This is a genomic window from Ekhidna sp. (assembly GCF_965247405.1).
In the GTDB taxonomy this organism is placed as follows: Bacteria; Bacteroidota; Bacteroidia; order Cytophagales; family Cyclobacteriaceae; genus Ekhidna.
This window is the reverse complement of sequence record NZ_OZ252014.1, coordinates 2,344,276-2,367,719: the sequence shown is the minus strand read 5'-3', so window position 1 is coordinate 2,367,719 and position 23,444 is coordinate 2,344,276. Positions and strand designations below refer to the sequence as shown.

21 protein-coding genes are annotated in these 23,444 nt (G+C 40.5%); 4 read left to right on the top strand and 17 right to left on the bottom strand.

What is annotated here, in order from left to right:
* Nucleotide 1: 1 nt before the first annotated feature.
* The 5 genes from ACP14Y_RS10755 to ACP14Y_RS10735 form a co-directional block, all read right to left on the bottom strand.
* Nucleotides 2-730, bottom strand: a complete 729-nt coding sequence (locus ACP14Y_RS10755; RefSeq protein ID WP_424962959.1) for a beta-ketoacyl-ACP reductase — start codon at nt 728-730, stop codon at nt 2-4.
* Between the two features lie 68 nt (nt 731-798).
* Complete coding sequence (locus ACP14Y_RS10750) at nt 799-3,255, bottom strand: TonB-dependent receptor (RefSeq protein ID WP_424962958.1); 2,457 nt, start codon at nt 3,253-3,255, stop codon at nt 799-801.
* A 4-nt stretch (nt 3,256-3,259) separates the two neighbouring features.
* The gene (locus tag ACP14Y_RS10745; protein ID WP_424962957.1) at nt 3,260-4,192 is read right to left on the bottom strand and encodes an alpha/beta fold hydrolase; all 933 of its coding nucleotides are present in this window, start codon (nt 4,190-4,192) and stop codon (nt 3,260-3,262) included.
* Nucleotides 4,189-5,685 carry a sodium/pantothenate symporter gene (locus tag ACP14Y_RS10740; protein ID WP_424962956.1) on the bottom strand — a complete coding sequence of 499 codons (1,497 nt, stop codon included), beginning with the start codon at nt 5,683-5,685 and terminating at the stop codon, nt 4,189-4,191. The genes ACP14Y_RS10745 and ACP14Y_RS10740 overlap by 4 nt, the downstream gene beginning before the upstream one ends.
* 187 nt (nt 5,686-5,872) lie before the next feature.
* Complete coding sequence (locus tag ACP14Y_RS10735; protein WP_424962955.1) at nt 5,873-6,601, bottom strand: LytR/AlgR family response regulator transcription factor; 729 nt, start codon at nt 6,599-6,601, stop codon at nt 5,873-5,875.
* 70 nt (nt 6,602-6,671) lie between these two features.
* Here ACP14Y_RS10735 and ACP14Y_RS10730 point away from each other — a divergent pair, with 70 nt between their 5' ends.
* Nucleotides 6,672-8,585 carry a 7TM diverse intracellular signaling domain-containing protein gene (locus tag ACP14Y_RS10730; RefSeq protein WP_424962954.1) on the top strand — a complete coding sequence of 638 codons (1,914 nt, stop codon included), beginning with the start codon at nt 6,672-6,674 and terminating at the stop codon, nt 8,583-8,585.
* On the opposite strand, the gene ACP14Y_RS10725 is transcribed toward ACP14Y_RS10730, so the two are convergent.
* The 12 genes from ACP14Y_RS10725 to ACP14Y_RS10670 all read right to left on the bottom strand — a co-directional run bounded on the left by ACP14Y_RS10725 (nt 8,545) and on the right by ACP14Y_RS10670 (nt 16,711).
* On the bottom strand, nt 8,545-9,159 hold the full coding sequence (locus tag ACP14Y_RS10725) for a methyltransferase domain-containing protein (RefSeq protein ID WP_424962953.1): 615 nt from the start codon (nt 9,157-9,159) through the stop codon (nt 8,545-8,547). The genes ACP14Y_RS10730 and ACP14Y_RS10725 overlap by 41 nt on opposite strands.
* The gene (locus ACP14Y_RS10720) at nt 9,150-9,938 is read right to left on the bottom strand and encodes a hypothetical protein (protein WP_424962952.1); all 789 of its coding nucleotides are present in this window, start codon (nt 9,936-9,938) and stop codon (nt 9,150-9,152) included. Before ACP14Y_RS10720 ends, ACP14Y_RS10725 begins: the two co-directional genes overlap by 10 nt.
* Complete coding sequence (gene atpG, locus ACP14Y_RS10715; protein WP_424962951.1) at nt 9,938-10,825, bottom strand: ATP synthase F1 subunit gamma; 888 nt, start codon at nt 10,823-10,825, stop codon at nt 9,938-9,940. Before atpG ends, ACP14Y_RS10720 begins: the two co-directional genes overlap by 1 nt.
* An 8-nt stretch (nt 10,826-10,833) precedes the next feature.
* On the bottom strand, nt 10,834-12,414 hold the full coding sequence (atpA, locus tag ACP14Y_RS10710; RefSeq protein ID WP_424962950.1) for a F0F1 ATP synthase subunit alpha: 1,581 nt from the start codon (nt 12,412-12,414) through the stop codon (nt 10,834-10,836).
* 34 nt (nt 12,415-12,448) lie between these two features.
* Nucleotides 12,449-12,988 (bottom strand): ATP synthase F1 subunit delta, encoded by a 540-nt coding sequence (gene atpH / locus ACP14Y_RS10705; protein WP_424962948.1) that lies wholly within the window; start codon nt 12,986-12,988, stop codon nt 12,449-12,451.
* A 2-nt stretch (nt 12,989-12,990) separates the two neighbouring features.
* Entirely contained in the window at nt 12,991-13,485 is a 495-nt protein-coding gene (gene atpF / locus ACP14Y_RS10700; protein WP_424962947.1) for a F0F1 ATP synthase subunit B, read from the bottom strand.
* A gap of 87 nt (nt 13,486-13,572) precedes the next feature.
* A complete protein-coding gene (gene atpE, locus ACP14Y_RS10695; protein WP_349565573.1) occupies nt 13,573-13,776 on the bottom strand; it encodes an ATP synthase F0 subunit C in 204 nt (67 codons plus the stop codon).
* Nucleotides 13,777-13,813: 37 nt separating this feature from the next.
* A complete protein-coding gene (atpB, locus tag ACP14Y_RS10690) occupies nt 13,814-14,842 on the bottom strand; it encodes a F0F1 ATP synthase subunit A (protein WP_424962946.1) in 1,029 nt (342 codons plus the stop codon).
* A 36-nt stretch (nt 14,843-14,878) separates the two neighbouring features.
* A complete protein-coding gene (locus tag ACP14Y_RS10685) occupies nt 14,879-15,226 on the bottom strand; it encodes a hypothetical protein (RefSeq protein ID WP_424962945.1) in 348 nt (115 codons plus the stop codon).
* The gene (locus ACP14Y_RS10680; protein WP_424962944.1) at nt 15,223-15,354 is read right to left on the bottom strand and encodes a hypothetical protein; all 132 of its coding nucleotides are present in this window, start codon (nt 15,352-15,354) and stop codon (nt 15,223-15,225) included. Before ACP14Y_RS10680 ends, ACP14Y_RS10685 begins: the two co-directional genes overlap by 4 nt.
* A gap of 64 nt (nt 15,355-15,418) precedes the next feature.
* Complete coding sequence (locus tag ACP14Y_RS10675; RefSeq protein WP_349565581.1) at nt 15,419-15,835, bottom strand: polymer-forming cytoskeletal protein; 417 nt, start codon at nt 15,833-15,835, stop codon at nt 15,419-15,421.
* A 9-nt stretch (nt 15,836-15,844) separates the two neighbouring features.
* Entirely contained in the window at nt 15,845-16,711 is an 867-nt protein-coding gene (locus tag ACP14Y_RS10670) for a M23 family metallopeptidase (RefSeq protein ID WP_424962943.1), read from the bottom strand.
* A gap of 103 nt (nt 16,712-16,814) precedes the next feature.
* Here ACP14Y_RS10670 and ACP14Y_RS10665 point away from each other — a divergent pair, with 103 nt between their 5' ends.
* The 3 genes from ACP14Y_RS10665 to uvrC are packed head-to-tail and all read left to right on the top strand — an operon-like array spanning nt 16,815 to nt 23,436.
* A complete protein-coding gene (locus ACP14Y_RS10665; protein ID WP_424962942.1) occupies nt 16,815-19,370 on the top strand; it encodes a tetratricopeptide repeat protein in 2,556 nt (851 codons plus the stop codon).
* A complete protein-coding gene (locus ACP14Y_RS10660) occupies nt 19,370-21,637 on the top strand; it encodes a penicillin-binding protein 1A (RefSeq protein ID WP_424962941.1) in 2,268 nt (755 codons plus the stop codon). The genes ACP14Y_RS10665 and ACP14Y_RS10660 overlap by 1 nt, the downstream gene beginning before the upstream one ends.
* A complete protein-coding gene (gene uvrC / locus ACP14Y_RS10655; RefSeq protein ID WP_424962940.1) occupies nt 21,637-23,436 on the top strand; it encodes an excinuclease ABC subunit UvrC in 1,800 nt (599 codons plus the stop codon). The genes ACP14Y_RS10660 and uvrC overlap by 1 nt, the downstream gene beginning before the upstream one ends.
* Nucleotides 23,437-23,444: the final 8 nt, after the last annotated feature.

Here is a 23,444-nt window from a genome sequence, read left to right as displayed (position 1 = left end):
TTTATACTGTCATTCCTCCATCCACGCTAATAGTCGCTCCATTGATATATCCAGCCTCTTCTGAAGCTAAAAAGCAGTAGGCGTTTGCTATATCTTCTGGTTTGCCTAAAGTCCCGGTTGGCACTTTTGATTTCATCATGTCAATGACATTATCCGGCATAGCCATCACCATATCGGTGGCAATAAATCCAGGTGCTACCGCATTCGCAGTTACGCCTTTTCTTCCAAGCTCCCTGGCCCATACTTTCGTTAATCCAATAACACCGGCCTTTGTGGCGACATAGTTGGATTGCCCGAAATTTCCATAGATACCTACTACGGATGATGTGTTTACAATTCGGCCATAGCCCGCTTCTGTCATGTGTGCCTGAATGTGTTTTCCACAATTGAAAACGCCTGTTAGATTCACATCAATAACCTGCTGCCATTGGTCAGGTGTCATTTTTTTCAACGTCGCATCTCGTGTAATTCCAGCATTGTTAATGAGAATGTCAATTTTGCCATGTTTTTCAATAACCACTTTAGTGGCCTCTCCAACGGCTTCATAATCTGCGGTGTTGACTTTTTGAAACTCTCCGTCAATCTCGCTGGCCAATTGATTCCCCGCTTCTTCATTCAGATCCCAAATAATCACTTTGGCTCCCTCTGCAGCAAATTTTTGACAGGTCGCTTTTCCAATTCCATTTGATCCACCAGTCACGATGGCTACTCTATTTTCTAGTCTTTTCATTTAATCAGTATTTAAAGGCCGATAGCAAAAAGCTACCGGCCTTTGTTGTTGCACAACTCTACTACTATTTATTTTCCAGGAAGGTCCAATTTCAATTCTATACTATAAAGTCTTCCGATAAATGGTGAAGCAGTAAACTCACGGTATTCACTATCAAAAAGATTAGTTACAGCTACTGAACCGGTTAATGTATCGGTGATTCGATATCCAAGTCCTAAGTCAACATTCACAAAGCCAGCTAATGGACCGTAATTATATGAATCTGTACTTCTTGCGTCTTCTACAATTGGTGTACCTCTGTAGGTTAAATTCTGTGTTGCTGCAGCAATTTGGAAACTGGAGAAATAGTCATATTCTTCTACCCACCTTACAAATACATTCCCAAAAATTTTATCCTTATTGTAGTTAATTCCGAAGCTTGCTTTGTTCTTAGGAGCATTCACAAGTACATCCAACTTTGTCACAGTACCATCTCCATCAAAATCATTCTCGAGATCATCTTCATCTATTGGGTAATCAAAGTATGAGTAGTTGAAGTCAAGGGTGATATTTTGGTTTACCAAATAGTTCAACCCAATATCAAATCCATAGGTCTCAAATTTTCCGAAGTTCACATACGTTGCAACTAAACCACCATATACTCCATAAGCAGACTGAACTTCTTCTATCGGCGTATCACCTCTATGAGTAGTCACACCTACGACTGTAACCGGACTCAGGAAATCCTCTGAAATATTGTAGTAAGCATTAACATCGGCGTAAAGCTTGTCAGAACCTATTGACCCTTTATACCCTATCTCATATGTTTGAAGCTTTTCGATGGTTTGCTTCTCAACCTTTGTTCCGTCTGTCAGAGTGAATCCTTCAGCGTTTCCAAGGATTAATCCGCCAAACAGATCACCATACATATTTAGTATTGTAGGTGCTGCAACTCCCTGTCCGTACGTAATACGGAAAGTTCCACTTTCAACCGTTTTGGTCAATCCGACTTTAGGTACAAAGTTGAAACCATATACTTCATGGTTATCTGCTCTCAAAGCGACAGTCCCTTTGAAACCACTTCCAAATGCGTATTGACCCTGACCATACCATCCGATTTGATCTACGGTTATGAAATCATCCTCATCTTCATCAAGCAAATAGGTGCCATGAGAATTGGCCATATCACGCTGAAACTGAACTCCCGTCACAAAGTTGAACGCCCCCCAGTTATTGTTGTATTGAACTTCACCATTCCATCTCTTGGAATCGTCTATAAATAAAGCTCCTGATTGAAGTGAGGCCTCTGCAGCCTCTGCCTCTGTTGCTCCTCCATCTCGTGCTGCCCAATACGCCTTGGTTCTGTCATCTAAGGAGTGGGTATCTCTGGTATCACTCAAGCTTAAATATGCCTGTGCAAAAATTCGTGGTGAAACGTATCGTAAGTGGAAAGTCTGGATTTGCCAATCGATTATTTCATTACGACCCACATTGGTAGGAGACAGGTATGTACTGTTGCTTGCATCATACGAGAAGATTAGATCGGAATCATCATTCAGCGTATAGTAAAGACCTAGACCTCCTTTGATAAATTCAAAATCATTATCCAAATCATATTCTTCATAGCCTTCTTTTATTCCATCAGGGCCTCCATTGCCATTATCGTCAGTTCTATCTATATACACAGAATCTGCAAACTGGAATTCTTCACCTCTCGTATATTCAAAATTCAATTTGAAAGCAAACTTGTCGTTCAGGATTTGTGCGTGACGAGCTCGGCCCGTGAATACACTTTGATTTCCAGCACCAAGTGCTACCGTAGTTCCTTCTGATGCTCTTGGATCTTTGGTGATGATATTTACCAAGCCATTATGAGCATTTGGTCCGTATAGTGCTGAGTTTGGACCAAGGATTACCTCCACCCGATCAATGTCTTCTTTAATCTGAGGACTTAATGGTCCAAATGGAAGTCCGGTGGCAACCAGGCTCGAGAATCTCCCATCCGTTACCTGAGTGTTTTTAGCGTTGAAGTTGCTATTGAAACCGCGTACGTTAATTCCGGTTCCAACCACACCAGAACGGATATAATCAACCCCCTTCAATCTGGAAAGCAATTCGCCAGTGTTGAAAGATCCCCATTCTTCCAGGGATTTGCTTGAAATAATCTCGATAGTAGCAGGTGTCTCAGTGATTTTTTCAGGCTGTCGACTTCCGGAAATCACAACTTCCTCACCGAATACGGTTCCTTCTTCCAGTTGAAAATCGATCGTTACAGTTGATCCGCTGACAGACACAGACTGTTCAATGGCCTGAAATCCAACATAGCTGGCAACCACCACATAGGTGCCATTTGCCAATCCTTTGATCTCAAACTTACCATTGGGGTCCGTTACATCGCCATTTGTGGTTCCTTTAATCACCACATTGGCACCAATGAGTGCTTCGCCGGTCTCACTGTCTGTGACAGTACCGGTAATGCTTCCTCCCTGGGCAAATATGCCCGCAGAAAGCAGCGTTAAAACGAGGGTTAAGTACAGGTTTTTCATAACTTTAGTTTGTTAGCATTTGTTTAACAGCTCGATTGAAGCCCGCCGGATTATCCATTTGTAACATGTGTCCGGCAGCTTCAATCATTTTAATTTTCACATTAGGTATTTTATTTCCCACCTCAGCCACTTGCTGAGTGGTCATTCCTGCATGCAGATATCTATTAGGAATCAAAAAGTCTTTCTCACCAAAGAGTACGTAGGTTGGAACCTTGATCTGATCCAGCTCCTCAAAAACAGGATGAGATAGCATCCCTTTGACTCCCATTTCTCTCACTTTGGCATACTCCTTAAACCATGGAGCTTCTTTGGCTTTGATTCGATCCTGGATCATTTCCTCAGCCAGTGGCGGCATGTTCACAAAGTTGATCTTGTAGGCAGCTCTTATTTGATCTTCGGTGTGGCTCATCAAAACTGCCGCGCTTGAAAATTGCCTCAGTGTTGCAGCCTCTTCTTCTGTAAATGTTTCAAGCCCTGCTGGAGCAGCTAATATCATTTGATCCAACCATTGCGGGTTTTTTAGAGCGGACACAATGCTGACCTGCCCACCCATGGAATGGCCCAATAGAATTACATTGTCTAGCTCCAGAGTCTTCACAAAAGCATCAAGCGAACGAGCAAAAAACTCCATGTAATCATCTTCCTCAAAAGCTCTCAACGTTGATTGACCATAGCCAGGAAGGTCAATTGCGATGCATCGATAGGTATCGCTCAATCCTTCGATTGTTGAGTACCAGTTTTTGATATAGCCACCAAGACCGTGTACCATCACAATAACAGGTGCATCCGCTTCACCTTCATCTAAATAGGCGATCTCGATATCGTCGAAGATGGTAACTTTCTTTGTTTCATATTTATAGCTAGGCATGAATTCATCATTTTGAGCAATTGAGAATTGCGCTAAACATAGGGTCAGTATGGCGAACAGGTTTTTCATGCGATGGATACTTTTTCTTTTCTTGACCTTGCATATACATACATTATCAATCCAATAGCTAGCGAACCTAAAATAGCAAGTGTAGATGCGATGGCAGGATTCCTGACCTCTTCCTGCATGTACGGCGTAAGCCTACCATAATACACCGAAAAATGTATGATAATGGCAGAAACAGAACTGATAAACGGTACATGTGCCGGTACATGCTTTAAGAATGTGCCGAAAAGAACCGGCACAAAAGCAGCAGAGAAATAGGCATAGACACCATTCTGTGCAAAAATCCCTACGCTCAAATCAGGAGAAACCAATTGTTGCCAGCTAAATCCAAAAGAAACAGCGGCTAAAAAGATGATGGTTAGTCGATTCAAAATGACCGGCTGAATTCTCGGCTCACCAAATATGGGACGAATAACATCTTGTGTGATTGTTGTGCTTAGGCTTTGGATCAAGCCTTCTAAAGTAGAAAGGCCAGCAGATATCAGTCCCATTACTACAACGATTCCTATTCCTGCGGTAAATTTCTTCACCACATAAGCAGATAGCACCCCATCGAGGCTGAGCAGGCTGCCATCAACTGTGAGATTCGGAAACTCCAGACGGGCATATAGACCTGCAAAAACCACGAGGAAGAAGAGGAATTCAACAATTACACCTGCGATCAGGTACGTATTTACCTGGTTATCATTTTTTAGTAAAAGCGATTTGGTGATGATATGTGGCTGGCATACGATGGCAATACCAACGACGATCTGACAAAAAATAATCTCAAAGTAATCCCTGAATAAGGGACTCTGTGGGTTCGTGCCCTGTGAAAGTGCTGGATCAATCGCCTTCAGCTTGGCCAAAAACCCATCAATTCCATTAGTGAAATGCTCATATCCTGAAGTCAGCAAAATGATGGCTACTACGATCATCAGTGAAGCCTGGATCATATTGGTGTAGACCATGGAGTTTGCCCCACCAAACATCATGTACCCAAAGACAAAGACCACCACAGAAATTAAAATGTAGATCTCTTCTACATTCAATGCTTTTGATAAGAGTTTGCTCAGACCCACACAGATTAGCACAATGAATGTGATTAGCAGTAACGATACGAAACCAAAAAAGAGCGCATAGCTTTTATTTTCATATCTGTTGCCAATCCACTGAGCCATTGTTAAAGCTTTGACTGATGTTCCTACTTTTCGAAAGCCTTTGGTAATCACTATCAATGATACCAGAGATGAGATAGACAGCACCAACCCGAAGGAAAGAAATCCACTGATCCCATAGTAGGCGATAAATCCTGGGTTGATGATGAAAGTAGCCGCACTCGTCATGGAAGCCGCAAGTGCTAGCCCCACAGCAATCGGGGAAAAGGCAATATTACCCAATGCATAATCCGAGATGTTTTTTGTTTGAATAGCACCCCTGATAACAAAGAAGAGAATCAGCGCTATGTAGGCGATGACTGCTATCCAAACATATTCAGTAAAACTCTCTGAAGCCATATTTTCGATTAATCCAGCTACCAATTTTTGCTTATTCAGGCGCTTTGGCAACCGAACTCAGGTGAAAGAAGAATTTTTTAAGGTGAACAGAACCTTTGTCGTGGTGAAGGAAAAATCTGCAATAAATCGCTGGATTTTTAAATAATAGACAATATGCACTTCTGATAAAGTACAAAAATTGAGAATTTCATATTATTGAAAGGCGCTTCATGAGGTCTTCACGGTAGGTTTTCCCAATAGGAATGCTTTTATCTGCAATCTGGATGTAATTATCTTCTATCGCCTGTATGTGCTCTACATTCACAATGTAGGAGCGGTGTACACGCATGAACCTGGAAGCCGGGAGCTTCTCCTCAAGGGTTTTTAAAGAATAGCTCAGGATGTAGCTGTTTTGACTTGTCATCAGGATGGAGTAAATATCATTCGCCTCGATGTATCGAGCATCCTCAAACTTTAGTTTCTCCAATCGGTTTTTCACTTTCACAAAAAGATGAGTCTCACTGACCACAGTGTCCTCTTTTTGATTTCCGCCTGCCAAATGATGTCGGTGCAAAGCTATTTCAATGGCTGAAATCAGCTCGTCATCATCAAAAGGTTTGATCAAGTATCCGTCAGGGTTTGTCAATTTGGCTCGCTCGAGTGTTGCATGGTCTCTATCAGAAGTGAGATATAATACAGGAGTATTCGTTTTGCTTTTGATCAGGGAAGTAACTTCTATTCCATCCATCAACCCTGCGAGATTAATATCCATGATGACAATATCCGTGGGTTGCTTGCTCAGCGACTGCAACAATTCTTCTCCAGATTCACTGATACCCAAAATCTCATAGCCACGCTCCTCAAGTGTAATACTCAAGTTCTTTGCGACAACAAAATCATCTTCGGCGATGAGCACTTTGGTTTTCCCCTCTGACATTCTTCAAAAGTAAACGCAAATTCGTAACTAATTCCGTCCCGATTATATTGCAGGTCAATTATTTCATTTGATGCGAAGAGCTTGCACATATTTTTTTCTTTTTATTGGAACCCTCACCCTCTGGGCTCAAGGGTTGTTTCTCGATAGCCTTATGCACCAACCTGCGGACTCCAGCAAGTTTTCAAATGAAGAATGGTATTGGACAAAGATCGATTTACATTTTGAAAATCTCTTCGTAGAGTTACCTGATTGGAGTCATGTAGTAGCTTATGGTGATGATGGTATTCACTACACAGGCACCATGATTCCGGGTAATGAAAAAAGCTATTTTTCTTTCAAAAACATCATCCATACAACAAGTGATTCTTTAATAATAAAATTAAAAGGAGATCATCCGCTTTTTGAATTGGAGGTGGCTTCTATCAGGCAGCTTACATCGGAACAATGGCGGTTTCAGGAACGTCAGAGGCTTATTGCACACGGGTTGTTTTTTGGTATCCTGATCGTAATGGCCCTCTACAACTTGATGATCTATATGGCCGTAAAGGATCAAAGCTATCTTTGGTACGTGCTTTCGATTGTTGGTTTTGCTTTATATATGGCCTTTTATTACGGATTTACATTCGAGCACTTTTGGCCGTCAAAGCCACATTGGAACGCTTATGTCTTTGCCTTAATCATACCGCTTACCAACATCAGCAGGATACTGTTTACCAAAACATATCTCCATACAGATCAATACGTCCCTCGTTGGAATACTTTCTTTACAATCTTGCTTCTGCTCTATTTAACTCCCATAGTGATGTGGCTAATAAGCTGGCTGGAAATAAAAGACTGGCTTGTCGAAACGAATCACGTCATCGGATTTCTTGGGGCAGTCACCATGTCCGCCATTACCATCACCAGTGTGATCGTTTACCTGAGGGGATATAAGCCCGCCCTATGGTTTTTGGTAGCCTTTGCTTTATTCAACATCGGGGGAATCCTATTCATTTTCCGAGAGCTTCACTACTTACCAGATAATTTCTTGACCCGTTATATCATTCAGATTGGTGCGGTTGCTCAGGTGGTTCTGTTTTCTCTAGGTCTCTCTGACAGGCTAAATCGAACAAGAAAGATGCTGGCTCTGGAAACCATTGAAAAAGAAAAAATAGCGCGTGAAAAGGAGATAGAGAAAAAGCAACTGGCTGAAAAACAAAAAGATGAGCTTGAACGACAGGTAAAAGAACGAACGAAAGAACTGGAGGAAACGCTCGAGCAGCTCAAACTATCGGAGAGTGATTTAAGAGAGCTGAATCAGATCAAGTCGAAACTTTTTTCCATTATTTCACATGAGCTAAAGAGTCCGCTTACAACTGTCGATTCATATCTCAACCTTTTCATTAATCATTACCACAAGCTGTCGCCAGGTGAGATTTCTGAACTTAGTGATAAGACCCGCTTTTCTCTACAGAACCTGATTTTGCTGATGGACAACTTGCTCCTCTGGTCACAATTGCAGCAAGACAGTCTGACCTTCAACCCAACGAATGTTGACCTGAGAAAAGCCCTTGATAAGTCATTAAAGTTGTTTACGCCACTCATTGAGCAGAAGAAAATAAAAATTGAAATTGAAGCTGGCGTGGATGAAACCATATTGAATGCGGATAAAGACATGCTGGAATTTGTGATTAGGAATCTTATTCACAACTCAATCAAGTTCACTCCCAAGAATGGTAAGATCATCATCATGGCGGAACATAAGGACGAACTAATCAGAGTTTCAATCATTGATACCGGAATTGGCATGACCAAAGAAATGATTCAGAAGATTTTGGATAAGGAGGAATCTTTTACCCGAACCGGTACCGAGCAGGAGAAAGGTTCAGGAATTGGGCTGTTGATGTGTAAGGACTTTATTGAAAAGAACGAGGGTAAATTGGAAATTAGTGCCAGGCAAGGCACTACTGTTTCATTTTACTTACCGGGGAGTAAAGTGCACTAAAAACCCCCTTCTCATAAAACTTTATTCCATTTTCCTCAAAACCATTTTTCTTTAAAAATGATCTTAAATCGATTAGTTGAGTGGCTTCAAGATTAGAAAACCAATCAAAGAAAATCAGCATCGATTCAAGCAAAAATGGATGAATACGTTTCCTATCAAAATCAGTAACAATCAGTGTTCCATTAGTACAAAGTAATTCTTTGACTTTAACAATTACCGTATTCAGACTTTGCTCACCAAAGCAATCAAGAAAAAATGGACATATAATCACATCATATTTTTTCTCTGATTCAAATTCAAGAAAATCTGCTTGAATATAATTGACTGATCTATTGATTCGTCTTTTTTTAGCTCTATCCAGCATTCTTTGAGATTTCTCTACAAAATCCAGCTCTTCACTATTGGGAACATGCTTAAGTATTTTACCTGTCCCTCCACCAAGGATAAGCACACGATCATTAGCGCCTATTTCTTTCAGATAATAGCCTTGTGCTATTGTTAATAATCCTCCAAAAAAAAGCTTGGAGATACGATCATAAAAAGGGGCAACTGAATCAAAATCGTTTACAGCCATTCAAAAATAATTGGCAATAAAAATACACCATCGCCTATAGCTCTGTAGCGATGATTAAGTCTAAACCAATCGGAAAAAATGATCATCAATGCGTAAATGACAAACCCTGCAATAAAATAAATTGTGATGATATTGATGGAAGGAATGGCAATAGCTAGTCCTATTGAAATCAGTAGCAACATGATCTGTTCCAACCTCTTACCATTGAGTTCCGTGGCAATGGATTGAAACTTGTCTTTGATATCCTCTTCTCTTTCATACCAGCTAAACAGACTAAGGTTCACGAAGGTCAGCAAAACCATCAACAAAAAAACATCCCAACTATACGTCTGACTGAGCAGAAAAGGTATCATCAAAATACCCGCCGAATAAACCAATGCAACATAAAGCTCTTTTGAAAGAAATCGTGATAACCTGTGCTGCATCAATAAATAGATAAATGAGAATACCGCAAGAGCAAATCCGCCAAGGAAAATAACCAGAGGAATAAAAAAGATTAGTATCGAAAGAACCAACAAAACAATCCCGGCAACAATCACCAGAGGCTTTCGGTGATCTCTATGAAACAAGTAACGTTCTCTGGAAGACCTGATGGACTGCTCTGCGTCTCGTAAATGATCTGCTGTATAGATAAGCCAGACAACTCCTCCCAGGAGGACATAAACTTCCCATCCCGGCGTTACAGCGAATTGAACACAAAAAAATCGGAGCAGTATAACTACTCCGATTACAATGTCTATGGATAAAATTTGAGCGGTACGATATGCTCGTCCGATCATTATCCCTGAGCTAATGCCTCGGCACCACCCACAATCTCCAAAATCTCTTTGGTGATGGCTGCCTGACGCGTTCTGTTATATGTCAAACGAAGCTCTTTCAACAGCTCATCAGCGTTTTCCGTTGCTTTATCCATTGCCGTCATTCGTGCTCCATGCTCAGAAGCATTCGACTCTAGCAAGGTTTTATAGAATTGAATCTTAAGCGACTTGGGAACCAGCTCATCAAAAATAAAATCCTTAGAAGGCTCATAGATGTAATCGATTTCAGCACCACTATCAACATCCTCACTTTCAATTTCCTGAATTGGAAGGAATTGCTCTTTTTGAATAATCTGGGTCGCCACATTCTTAAACTCATTGTAAACGATATCAACCCGATCATACGTTCCGTCAAGGAAACCAGACATCACCATTTCAGCAGCCTCCTTTGCATCAGCAAAGTTCAGCTTCTCTATCAGGTGAGAGTAGTCCTTGATCACATTGTACTTCCTTTTGGAAAAGTGTTCCAATGCTTTTTTACCAATAGGCAATATTTCCAAATTCCCTGAAGCCTCCGCGTGGCTGTACTTTTCGGCAATGAGTGCCTTCGTTCCTTTGAAGACACTACTGTTAAAAGCACCACATAGCCCTCTATCAGATGTCACCACAACAAGAAGAACTCTCTCAACGGCTCTATCTTCTGAATATGGGTTATCAGCAGTGTCTGATTGTCCTGCTGACACATTCTGAATAATCTCAGAAAGCTTCTGCGAATATGGCCTCATTTGGATGATACGATCCTGAGCTCGTCTCAACTTAGCAGCAGCAACCATTTTCATTGCTTTGGTGATCTGCTGTGTTGAAACGACTGACTGAATCCTACCTTTTACTTCTTTAAGATTGGCCATCTATCTGATTATTTTTTATATCTGGTAGCAATGTCTTTAGCGATTTCTTCTGTTTTGGCAACAGCCTCATCACTTAGTTTACCCGCTTTGAAGTCTGCCAACGCATCCTTACCGGTGGTTCTCATTGCATTCATAAATTCAGTTTGGTATTCCTTCGCTTTGTTCACAGGCACTGGATCAAGGAATCCTTTAGTAGAAGCATAAATGATCGCAACCTGCTCCTCAACCGGAATTGGAGAGAACTGTGGCTGCTTCAGGATTTCCTGATTCTTTCTACCTCTATCGATGGTCCGCTGAGTAGCGGCATCCAGGTCAGAACCGAACTTAGCGAAAGCCTCTAGCTCACGGAACTGTGCCTGATCCAACTTCAACGTACCAGCTACCTTCTTCATTGATTTGATCTGAGCATTACCACCCACACGTGATACCGAGATACCTACGTTAATCGCTGGTCGAATACCGGAGTTGAATAGGTTTGTTTCAAGGAATATCTGACCGTCAGTAATTGAAATTACGTTTGTCGGGATATATGCTGAAACGTCTCCTGCCTGTGTTTCAATAATTGGTAGGGCTGTCAAAGATCCACCACCTTTTACTTTTCCTTTCAGAGAAGGAGGAAGGTCATTCATTTGTGTCGCAACAGAATCATCGTTAATGATCTTTGCTGCTCGCTCTAGAAGTCTTGAGTGAAGATAGAAAACGTCTCCAGGATAAGCTTCACGCCCCGGAGGTCTTCTAAGTAGAAGTGACACTTCACGATAAGAAACCGCTTGCTTGGAAAGATCATCATACACCACAAGTGCAGGACGACCAGTATCTCTGAAATACTCACCAATAGCGGCACCAGTCATTGGAGCATAAAATTGCATTGGAGCCGGGTCAGAGGCAGAGGCACTTACTACCACTGTATATGCCATTGCACCTGCTTTTTCCAACTGCGCCACGATACCTGCTACGGTAGAGGCTTTCTGACCGATAGCTACATAAATACAGAATACCGGCTCTCCTTTGTCATAAAATTCTTTCTGATTGATAATGGTGTCAATTGCCACGGCAGTTTTACCCGTCTGACGGTCACCAATCACCAACTCTCGCTGACCTCTTCCTACCGGGATCATCGAGTCAATTGCTGTAATACCTGTTTGTAGTGGCTCACTTACCGGTTCTCGGTAAATTACTCCAGGAGCTTTTCTTTCAAGTGGCATTTCGAAAGTTTCACCTTCGATCGCTCCTTTTCCATCGATGGGATTACCCAAAGTGTCAACAACACGTCCACACATTCCGTCACCTACTTTGATGGAAGCAATTCGGCCCGTTCTCTTTACAGTGTCACCTTCATTAACCTCTGCAGAGTCTCCGAGAAGCACGGCTCCTACATTGTCCTCTTCCAGGTTCAATACCAACGCATTTAACCCGTTTTCAAATTCTAAAAGCTCACCAGCTTGAGCATTAGACAATCCGTAGATTCTGGCTACACCATCACCTACCTGTAGTACGGTACCTACTTCTTCAAGTTCAGCTTCCGTCTTGTGGCCAGATAGCTGCTCTCTTAAAATTGCTGAAACCTCATCAGGTCTTACTTGTGCCATAATTTTATTTGTTTAGCCTGTTGGCTTGAGTTATTTATTTTTTTGAAAACTTCAGTTTTAAATCTTTCAATTGTCCGCTCACACTTTCATCCAGTTGTTGGTCTCCCATTCTCAGGATATATCCACCTACAATTTCCGGGTCTACCTTTTCTGATAAAAGCGGATCCTTTCCAGTAATCTCCTTTGCCAGCTTTTCAAACGCTTTCTTCATTTCGTTATCCAACTCAAAGCTGGTAGTTACTGAAACTTCGGCAAGCCCTTTCTTCACATTGTATAAATGAAGAAATTCTGCTGCGATATCCTCAAGAAGGTTTTCACGACTCTTCCGAGTGATAATATCGAATGCCTGAAGGGTAAGTTCGTTTACCTTCCCGGAAAAGACCTTTTTTAAGATTTCGGCCTTCTTCTGATGAGCGATAATGGGGCTTTTAAGCATCAAAGCAAAATCCCTATTTTCTCCACAAACCGCAACAAAAGATTCCATGTCTTCCTTCACATTATCCAACACCTTCTTCTCCTCAGCTAATTCAAGGATTGGAGTCGCATAACGAACGGCTATTCTGCTTACAGACATGCTTAATTAACTTTTACGTCTTTGATAAACTTCTCAACGAGGGCTTTTTGAGACTTATCGTCTGATAGTTTTTCTCGAAGCACTTTTTCAGCGATCTCAAGTGAAAGTGAAGAAACCAATTCTTTTACTTCGTTTAGAGCTGCCTTTTTCTCCACTTCTATTGCCTCTCTTGCATCTTGGATCATTTTGGACGTAATATCAGAAGTCTCGGCCTTTGCATGCTCTACAATGTGACTTGCTTCATCTCTGGCTTCTTTCAGGATTGCGTCTCTTTCGATTCTGGCCTCCTGTAGCAAGTATTCATTGTCAGCTTTGATTTGCTTCATCTCTTCCTGAGCATGCTCTGCAGCTCTTAAAGAGTCTTCGATCTGAAACTCACGAGTTTTAAGTGCTCCTAAGATTGGTCTCCATACGAATGCTCGTAAAATGAATAACACAATCAGGAATACTATCACCTGCCAAATGATCAATCCAATGTCGGGGGTAACTAGTGCCACGATATATATTGTTTAGTGTAAATGTCTTTTTAAAATAAACCTGGCCATGCCACCTAATGTGGTCATAGCCAAGCTTGTTTTTAGGAATTAATTTCCTGTTCCAGCCAATAGACCTACTACAACACCGAATAGCGCTGCACCCTCAATAAGTGCTGCTGCAATAATCATTGCTGTTTGAATCTTACCAGCTGCTTCTGGTTGTCTTGCAATACTCTCAGTCGCTCCTTTACCGATCAAACCGATACCAAGTCCTGCTCCTAGTACTGCTAAACCTGCTCCAATTGCTCCCATAATTAATTATTTATTAGTTTAAAATTGGTTCCAAAAATTAATGATGCTCCTCTACTGCCTGTCCAAAATACAAGGCAGAAAGCAACGTAAATACATATGCCTGAAGCACCGCTACAAATAACTCCAGCATATTCATCACTGTTGCGAAAACCGCTCCAACTACACCAATAGTTAAGCTCTCAAAAATGAAAGCCAAACTGATAATACTAAGGATCAAAATGTGACCTGCAGTGATGTTCGCAAAAAGTCGAATCATCAGTGAAAATGGTTTTGTGAAAATTCCGATGATCTCCACCGGCCACAAAATGATGTATAACAATATTTTTCCTGCCCACGGCATTGATTTTCCAAGTGGATCTACAATGTGTAGCCAGTATGTTTGTCTTCCTGAGAAAAGTGTGATCAATAGGGTTATCACAGCTAGTGTTAGCGTTACTGAGATATTACCTGTCATGTTTGCTGCTCCGGGCATCAAACCAAGCAGGTTGCCAAACCAGATAAAAAAGAAGACGGTCAACAAAAATGGCATGAATCGTTCGTACTTATGCCCAATGTTCTCTTTGGCTATGTCATCTCTGATGAAAATAATGATTGGCTCAAAGAAAGATTGAATTCCTTTTGGAGCCCGACCCGCATTTTTCTTATATCCTCTCGCCACCGCTGTAAAAACCAAAATCAATATGACGGCATCAATGAGCATGAAAAGAACATTTTTAGTAATGGAAATGTCCAGAACGTGCCCTCCATTTTCCAGGGTAATATGGTCGTGATCCATTACATAACCATTGTAAGGAACCACCTCATGGTCTTCATTGAAAAAATTGTGAGAGGAAAAAACATCCAGTCCTTTTTCCTCGGAGTATACGATTACCGGTAAGTAAACATTAAGTCCGTGATAGATTTCCCACACATGAGAATCTGAAATGTGGTGATTGATTAATTCACTCGGATCGAATGGCCCATCTTCTCCATCTTTCGAACCACCACCGGCGAATACTAAACCAGGAAAAACAAGTAATAAAAACGCTAAAAACTTGTTGATTTTCAGAAAGTTAGATTGCTTCAATATTGAGCCTATTTTCATCGGATTTTCGTTCGTTCCTCAATTTCGGCGCAAGTTAGTCAAAGCCTCAACTATTTCAAAGATCATGAATATCAAATAGAGGATAATAAATTGAATAACCAGGATTCTGAGGTCGTCATGAGTATAAATTAGAATCATGATGAAGACGAGAGATGAGAGCAAACGAATTACAATTTTAACAAGTGATATCTGAACCCTCCACTCATCAGGCGCCCACGTTTCTATTCGAAAAAGCACCAAGGCTTGAATGGCAAAAAAAGCAACCATGATAAAATAAGAATCATGAAGGTTCAGATCAGATTCAAAATAGAAACCGGCTGCCAATAAAGATACAGTGATCAGCGCGAGGGTAATCCACTTTTTCATTTGAGTGATTTTAATAGTAGCCAGATTGTTCCGGCCATGGCAAGAAATGTGGTTATAAGAATAATCACCGGGCTAGATGATAAATAAACATCCAGGTAATACCCTCCAATGATCAAGATGAGATTCATGACGATAAGTTCAAACACCAAACCATATAGTTTCATGTAGGACTTATCGTCGTTAGGATTTGTATCAGGCTTTGAGCGCTTGTGGCTGCTCTTGGTCTTCGGGCTTTCCAATTTTTATTTCCTTGCTTTTTACGCCCATTTTACATTTTCCATTGAAGGTAGCACCTGATTCAACCAAAAGTTTATTGGTGATGATATCACCATCTATGGTTGCAGTAGCTTTCAACACCAATTGCTCTGTTACTTCAATGGTACCTGTGATATGTCCTGCTACTTCAGCATTTTGAGCTAAAACACTCCCATCTACCTGAGATGAATGCCCAAAAGCAGCTTTCGATTTTGTTTTGATGTCTCCAACAACTTTTCCCTCTACACGAATATTTCCAAACGTTTCGATGCTCCCGTTTACAATCGTGCCTTTCCCAATTATATTACTTGAGTTGCTCAACTCTTCTACTTCTTTTTGATTCTTGTTCAACATAGCCTGATTTTAAAGTGCAATATACTCTTGTGGATTTACAGGGTTGCCATTGTGCCACAATTCCAAGTGTAAATGTGGCCCTGATGTCAGTTCTCCTGTATTTCCTATAGTGGCTACTACTTCTCCAGCCGCCACAAAGCTACCAACGTTTTTAAATAATTCCGAATTGTGTTTATATACCGAAATTAAATTGCCAGGATGTTGAATTGCCATGATATACCCTCCATCCAGTGTCCAGGAAGACATTATGACCACTCCATCGGCAACTGAGCGAACCGGTTCATTTTCCGGAGCAACCATATCTATTCCATAATGATCCTCTTTTGGGTTAAACCCATCAGTGATAATTCCATCGAGTGGACTGAAGAGGTAAACATCACGTAATTCGTAGATATTTGATGATACAGCTATTGGCAGGGCGGTTATTTCTGCCAGCTCCGATCCTTCAAATTCCGCCCGGAATTGGGAATCAACTGGCTGAATTGTCTCATTGAGCTCTGCCGGCTGCAGGTCAGACTCAAGGCTCACTTCCATATCTTGATCAATTTCTTCTCCAGCTATAATTTTCCGGATGTTTTCAATGTATATGTCCTTATTCTCGACCTCTTGTGCCAGGGAATCAATCGTCATGGATAGCTCTAAAACCTGCCGATTTGCTTCCATTTGCGCATGTCTGGGATCAAGCCATTGCTCCAAAGCAACCGTAACCAGGTAAACTGCGAGAGATAAAAGAAGCAAGCCTACCCCTGCAAGTAGCAGAAATAAGCGCGCATAATTGAAGCTAAAAGTGGTCTTCTCAGCGAAATTCTCCTCATTTCGAATAATGAGTAGGTATTTATTCGTTAGCCAGTTGCTAAATGTCTTTCTTGCAGCCATAAATTGCAATTTAAGGCGACAAAGGTATTCAATCACCCCTTGTTTTATCTTTACACCAAATTGAATTTGAGATCGTTATTTAACGAACCAGTCCAGGCATATTTTGAAGAAACTTTTATCCGTATGTTTAATCACAGTTGTGGCAGGTTGTTCACCTTACAAAAACAACCCTCTGAGCAACTCCTATCACGATCTCACCGCCCATTTTAATGCCTATTTCATAGCCAATGAGCGTATAAATGAAATTGAAAAATCCATTTTTGAAAGCCAAGAGTGGAATTACAATAAGGTTCTACCTATTTATGCACAGTTTGATTCTACCAAGTCTGCATCCTTAAAAGAGCCCATTGAAGACTGCATTCAGAAATCCTCCATTGCTATTCAACGCCATCCAAATAGTAAATGGGAAGATGACAGCTATATCCTGGTTGGAAAAGCCCGATACTATGCCCGGGAGTTTCCTGACGCAATTGAGACATTTAAATATGTAAACACACACAGTGAAGATGACAATGCGCGACATCATGCACTTACTGAGTTAATCAGAAGTTTTGCTGAGTTTGAGGAGTACAACAATGGGATAGCAGTAACTGATTATCTGACAAAGGAGGAATTGAACAAAGAGAATCAACGGCGGATGCATCTAAACACTGCCTATCTGTATCAAAAGAAAGGTGATCAGAGCAAAATGGTAGGCAGCCTCGTGAAGGCAGAGGAGCTATTAAAATCCTCCGATAAAGCACGTATCAATTTTATTATTGGTCAGACGTTTCAGGAACTTGGTTTCGAAAGTGAAGCTTTTCGCTATTACAAAAACGTTCTGAAAAACAATCCAAGCTATGAACTCGAGTTTTATTCGAAACTCTATATGGCCAGGGTAACCGAGCTGGCAGACGAAGGAGATTTAAAGAAAATTCAAAAATACTTTAAAAACCTACTCAGAGATCCTAAAAACAAGGAGTATCGAGACAAGATCTATTATGAACTGGCTGGCTTTGAACTGAAAAATGGCCATGTTGATGAAGCCATTAGAAACTACAAGCTATCTGTAAGATCTAGTCAAGGAAACAATCGTCAGAAGGCTTATTCTTATTTGAATCTCGGTAAAATCTACTATGACACGTTGAGGGATTATGTCTTAGCTAAGAACTACTATGACAGCACCGTGAGCACAATGCCAAAGGATGAAGAAAACTTTGAAGCGATAAAAGAACGCCAGGAGATTTTGGTTGATTTTGTCAAGCAGATTGTCACCATCCAGAAAAATGATAGCTTATTAAATCTTGCATCGCTTCCCGAGGATTCAGTTCTTTCAATGTTATCGGCAAAAATTACATTAGAGCGGACAGAGAGAGAAGAAAAGAGAAAAAAGGAAAAACAGGCAGCAATAAATCGGGCCAGGAATATTACACAGAGCTCTGGAGACAATCTCATCACCACAGCCTCTAGCGGATCTGTTTGGTACTTTAACAACCAAACAGCATTGAGTAAAGGCCGAAATGATTTCATCAGAAAGTGGGGGGATAGAGCACTTGAAGACAACTGGAGACGAAAAAACAAATCCGCTTCAACCACCGATAGCCCTCCTCTTGAAGAAGCTATTGTTTCAAATGATCGATCAGAAGCAACCGGGGAACAGCCAGAAGAAGAGACCGTAGAAGATGAAGCCAGACGAATGATGGCAGATATCCCGCGGACTGAAGAACAAAAAAATGTGCTTCTCGGAGAGATCGAAGTTGCATTGTATAACCTTGGAAACATTTATAATCTACGCCTGGAGGAAGACGCCAATGCAGCCGAATCTTTCGAGCAACTACTCCAACGTTTTCCAGAAACAGAATATGAGGCTGAAGTACTGTATCAACTCTACCTACTGTATAAAAGCATCGATCCTGAAAAGTCAACTTCAAAGGGAAATATCTTGAAACAGAAATATCCAGAAACGATATATGCTAAGCTGGTTGACAACCCTAATTACAGAGAGGAGAGTTTTGCAATCAGTGAACAGCTTAAAAAGCTGTATAAAAAGCTATACGAGAAATATAAAGTGGGGGAATACCAACAAGTATTATTTGCTGCAGATAGTGCGCTTTCCAAACACCCTGAAAACGAATTCAGCGATAATGTTGCGCTTTTAAGGGTATTGGCCATTGGTCAAATGGAGGAAGACCACAAGTATCAATTTGAACTGGGGGAGTTTATAAAGAAATACCCCGAAAGCGAGCTTAACGCGTATGCGCAAACACTTCTCACATCATCAGAAACCTTTCAGCAAAAAAGATATAATAGTGCTAAGGCTCGATTCATTGAAGACTTCAAACAAAAACACCTATTTGTAATCGTCTATGACCTTAAATCAGATATGACAGACAAACTTCCACCACTAGTAGATGACTATTTAAAAGAGAAGAATCTGTCAAATCTTAAAACAGGCAACCTTATCCTGAGTGATCAGAAGTCCATGCTATTGGTCAATGTTTTCCCGGGCAAGAGCACTGCTGTAAACTTTATGGATCTATTCAGTAAAGAGGTTAACCTAAGAGATACATTTAAAGGTCAAAAATTTGATGTATTTGTGATTACAGAGGATAACTTTGATATTTTCTATAAAACAAAAGATGTATCAGCCTATTTGACGTTTTTTGAAAAACACTATTGATGAATCAAAAGCTTATTAAATACTCACTTCGAGTTTTCTGGATTCTTTTTATTCTTGGAGTTATTGGTATTCCAAGTACCTTTTTAATGGTTAAAAAAGATGCATTTGGATGGTTTGGGGGGTTGCCAAGCCTCGCTGCGCTTGAACGACCGGATCCAGACCTTTCATCAGAACTAATTAGCGCGGATGGAGTGTCTCTTGGTAAATACTTTCGAAAAAATCGTACCCCAGTTACCTATGAAGAGCTCTCGCCAGAACTGGTCAATACACTCTTGGTAACGGAAGATGTTCGTTTTAAAAATCATTCAGGGATTGATCTAAAAGGTTTAGTCCGTGCTGTAATCGGTAAGCTCACTTTCTCATTCCAGGGGGGTGGTAGCACACTAACTATGCAGTTGGCAGAAAATTTATTCAAAACCAATACTGCAGAACAGGGAACGCTCTACAAATCAAGAACTCTTGGTCAGATTATCACTAAGCTTAAAGAGTGGATTATCGCTGTGCAGCTGGAAAAATCTTACACCAAGGAGGAAATATTAGCCATGTATCTCAACACGGTAGAATTTGGAAGCAATTCCTATGGGATAAAAGTAGCGGCAAAAACATTCTTCAATAAACTTCCTTCACAGCTTAATTACGCAGAGTCTGCAGTGCTTGTTGGAGCCATCAATGCACCAACCCGTTGGAGCCCTGTTTTAAATCCTGATAACGCCCATCGGAAGCGAACAGAAGTCCTTTGGAATCTCAATAAATATGGGATTATAGATCGTATTCAGTTTGATACACTCAATAGAGATTCGATCCAGTTGAATTACAAAGTAGAAAATCAAAATGAAGGGTTGGCTACTTACTTTCGTACAGTAGCGAAAAACTATCTCGTTAATTGGGCCATTGAAAATGGATACGATCTATTTGATGATGGATTAAAAATCTACACCACTATTGACAGCCGTATGCAGCAATATGCAGAAGAAGCAGTGGCTGAACATATGGATACCCTCCAACAGGTCTTTAATGAGCACTGGCAAGGAGAAAACCCATGGATTGATGATGAGAATAATGAGATTCCTGAATTTCTGGACATGGCCATTAAGCGCACAGATGTGTATAGAGGATTAAGGTCCAAATTTGGTGATGAGAAAGACTCCATTGAATACTATCTAAACAAGAAAAAAAGAATGAGAGTCTTTTCGTGGGAAGGCGAAATAGATACGGTCTTTAGTTCATACGATTCACTGAATTATTACAAACGTTTTCTTCAGGCTGGCTTTATGTCCATGGATCCAAGAACAGGATATATCAAAGCGTGGGTAGGAGGCATCAATCATGAATATTTCAAATTTGATCATGTGAAACAGGGTAAGCGACAGCCTGGTTCAACTTTCAAACCTATCGTTTATACAGCTGCAATAGACAATGGATATTCGCCATGCTTTCCGGTGGTTGATGCTCCTGTTTCCTTTAGTCTTCCCGGACAAGATCCACCAACCTGGGTTCCTCAAAACTCAAATGGCAGGTTTACTGGAGAAGTGATGACCATAAGGCAGGCAATGGCACAATCGGTAAATAGCATCACTGCATTTATGATGAATCGTATTGGCCCATCTACGGTAGTAGACTATGCAAAAAAACTAGGTGTTGAAAGTCATTTGGATGCCGTTCCTTCTCTATGTCTGGGAGCCGGAGGTGATGTTTCTATTTATGAAATGGTAGGAGCATACTCCACATTCGTGAATAAAGGCACCTACATCAAACCTTTCTTCATTTCCAGAATTGAAGATAAAAATGGGAATGTCATTCAGCAGTTTGTTCCTGATGAACAAGAGGCTATCAATGAAGAAACCGCTTATCTCATGCTCCATATGCTTAAAGGAGTGGTGGAAATGGGAACAGGACGTGCGTTGGACTATGAGCTAAAAGTAGATAATGAAATTGGTGCCAAGACGGGAACCACGCAAAATGCATCAGACGGATGGTTCATAGGTGTTACCAAAGACCTTGTATCTGGCGCATGGGTAGGAGGAGATGATAGAAGCATCCGTTTCAGACAATGGGTGCTAGGTCAGGGAGGAAGAACAGCACTCCCTATTTGGGAGAGATACATGCAAAAGATATATGCAGATGAAACATTAGGCTATGAGAAAGGGTATTTCGAGAAATCAACGAAACCTTTGAATACGGTTATTGATTGTGATCTTTATGAAGAGAACACAAACCCATCTGATTCTGTTGATTATGACGTAGTTGACGAAGATGACTTCATGTAATGCAATTTCAACGATACGCTCGAGAGGATTATTTAAGACTTCCTGAGAAACCAGGTATTTATAAATTTCTTGATCAGGATGGTACAATAATCTATGTTGGAAAAGCCAAAAGCCTAAAAAAAAGAGTCGCAAGCTATTTTACAAAAGCCAACCTGGACAACCGAAAAACTTACCGGCTTGTTTCAGAAATCAGGCATATTGAATTTGTTATTGTTTCTTCTGAATTCGATGCTTTACTCCTTGAGAACAACCTGATCAAAGAGCATCAGCCTCGTTACAACATTCTTCTTAAAGATGATAAAAGCTTCCCAAGTATTTGTATCACGAATGAACGATTCCCGCGAATCTATTCTACAAGAAGAATCGATCATAAAAAAGGTGAATACTTTGGTCCTTATACGAGTGTAAAGGCGATGAATGGGGTTATAGACCTGATTCGGAAGCTACATAAAATCAGAACCTGCAAATACAATCTATCAGAGGAGAATATTAAGAAAAAAAAATTCAAGGTATGCCTTGAATATCATATAGGTAATTGCCTCGGACCATGCGAAGGGCTCCAATCAGAGCAGGATTATTTGAAGGATATAGATGAAGCTCGTAAAATATTAAAAGGAAAAATCGGAGTAGTAAGCAGGTCTTACAAAGAAAAGATGCAAAAAGCATCTGAAGAATTAAAATTTGAACTAGCACAGTCTTATAAGGAGAAACTGGATCTCCTTGAAAAATTTCAGTCACGATCACTTATCGTTAATCAGAAGATTACGAATACAGATGTATTTACAATGACTGAATCAGATAATAAAAAGTCACTGTTCATCAATTATATGAGAATTGAAAACGGCGCAATTATAAATTCTGAAACAATAGAAGTAAAGAAGAAAATTGAGGAAGATAATGAAGAGGTGTTTCGTTTCTCCATCTTTGATTTAAGAAAAAAATACAGCAGTAACAATCCACATATACTAACGAATCATGAAGTAGAGGGGTGGGAAGAAGTTGATATCATTGTTCCAAAAATTGGGGACAAAAAGAAGCTTGTTGAGTTATCCTACAGAAACGCATTATTCTTTAAGAAAGAAAAGTTTTCCAAAAAATCCACTCAGCCTAATGAGGCCATACTTAAAAATTTACAGGATGATTTAAAGCTACCAGAATTGCCTGTACATATAGAATGCTTCGACAACTCAAACATTCAGGGCACTAACCCTGTGGCATCAATGGTTTGTTTTAAAAATGGCAAGCCCTCAAAATCAAACTATAGAAAATTTAATATCAAAACAGTAGTCGGACCAGACGATTTTGCTTCAATGAGAGAAGTAGTTGGCAGGAGATATGCCCACCTTAGAAATGAAGGGATTCCGTATCCCCAGCTAATCGTCATTGATGGAGGCAAAGGCCAGTTAAGTGCTGCCTGTGAGGCATTAAGAGATCTGGGTATTTATGGACAAATTCCAATCATTGGAATTGCTAAAAAACTAGAGGAAATCTACTTCCCGGAAGACAGTATACCACTTTACATAAGTAAAAAATCTACTTCTCTTAAGCTAATTCAACACCTACGTGATGAAGCACATCGATTTGCGATCAACTTTCACAGACAAAAAAGAAGTAACAACTCATATAATTCCGCATTAGATGAATTGAAGGGTATTGGAAAGCAAACAAGAATTACACTAATGAATGAGTTTGGAAGTGTGACTCGTTTAAAGCAATCATCGGAAAAAGACTTAAGAGAGTTAATTGGAAATGCAAAAGCAGAAATTGTCCTTGAAGCCATAAAAAAAGGAGACTTATAAAAGTCTCC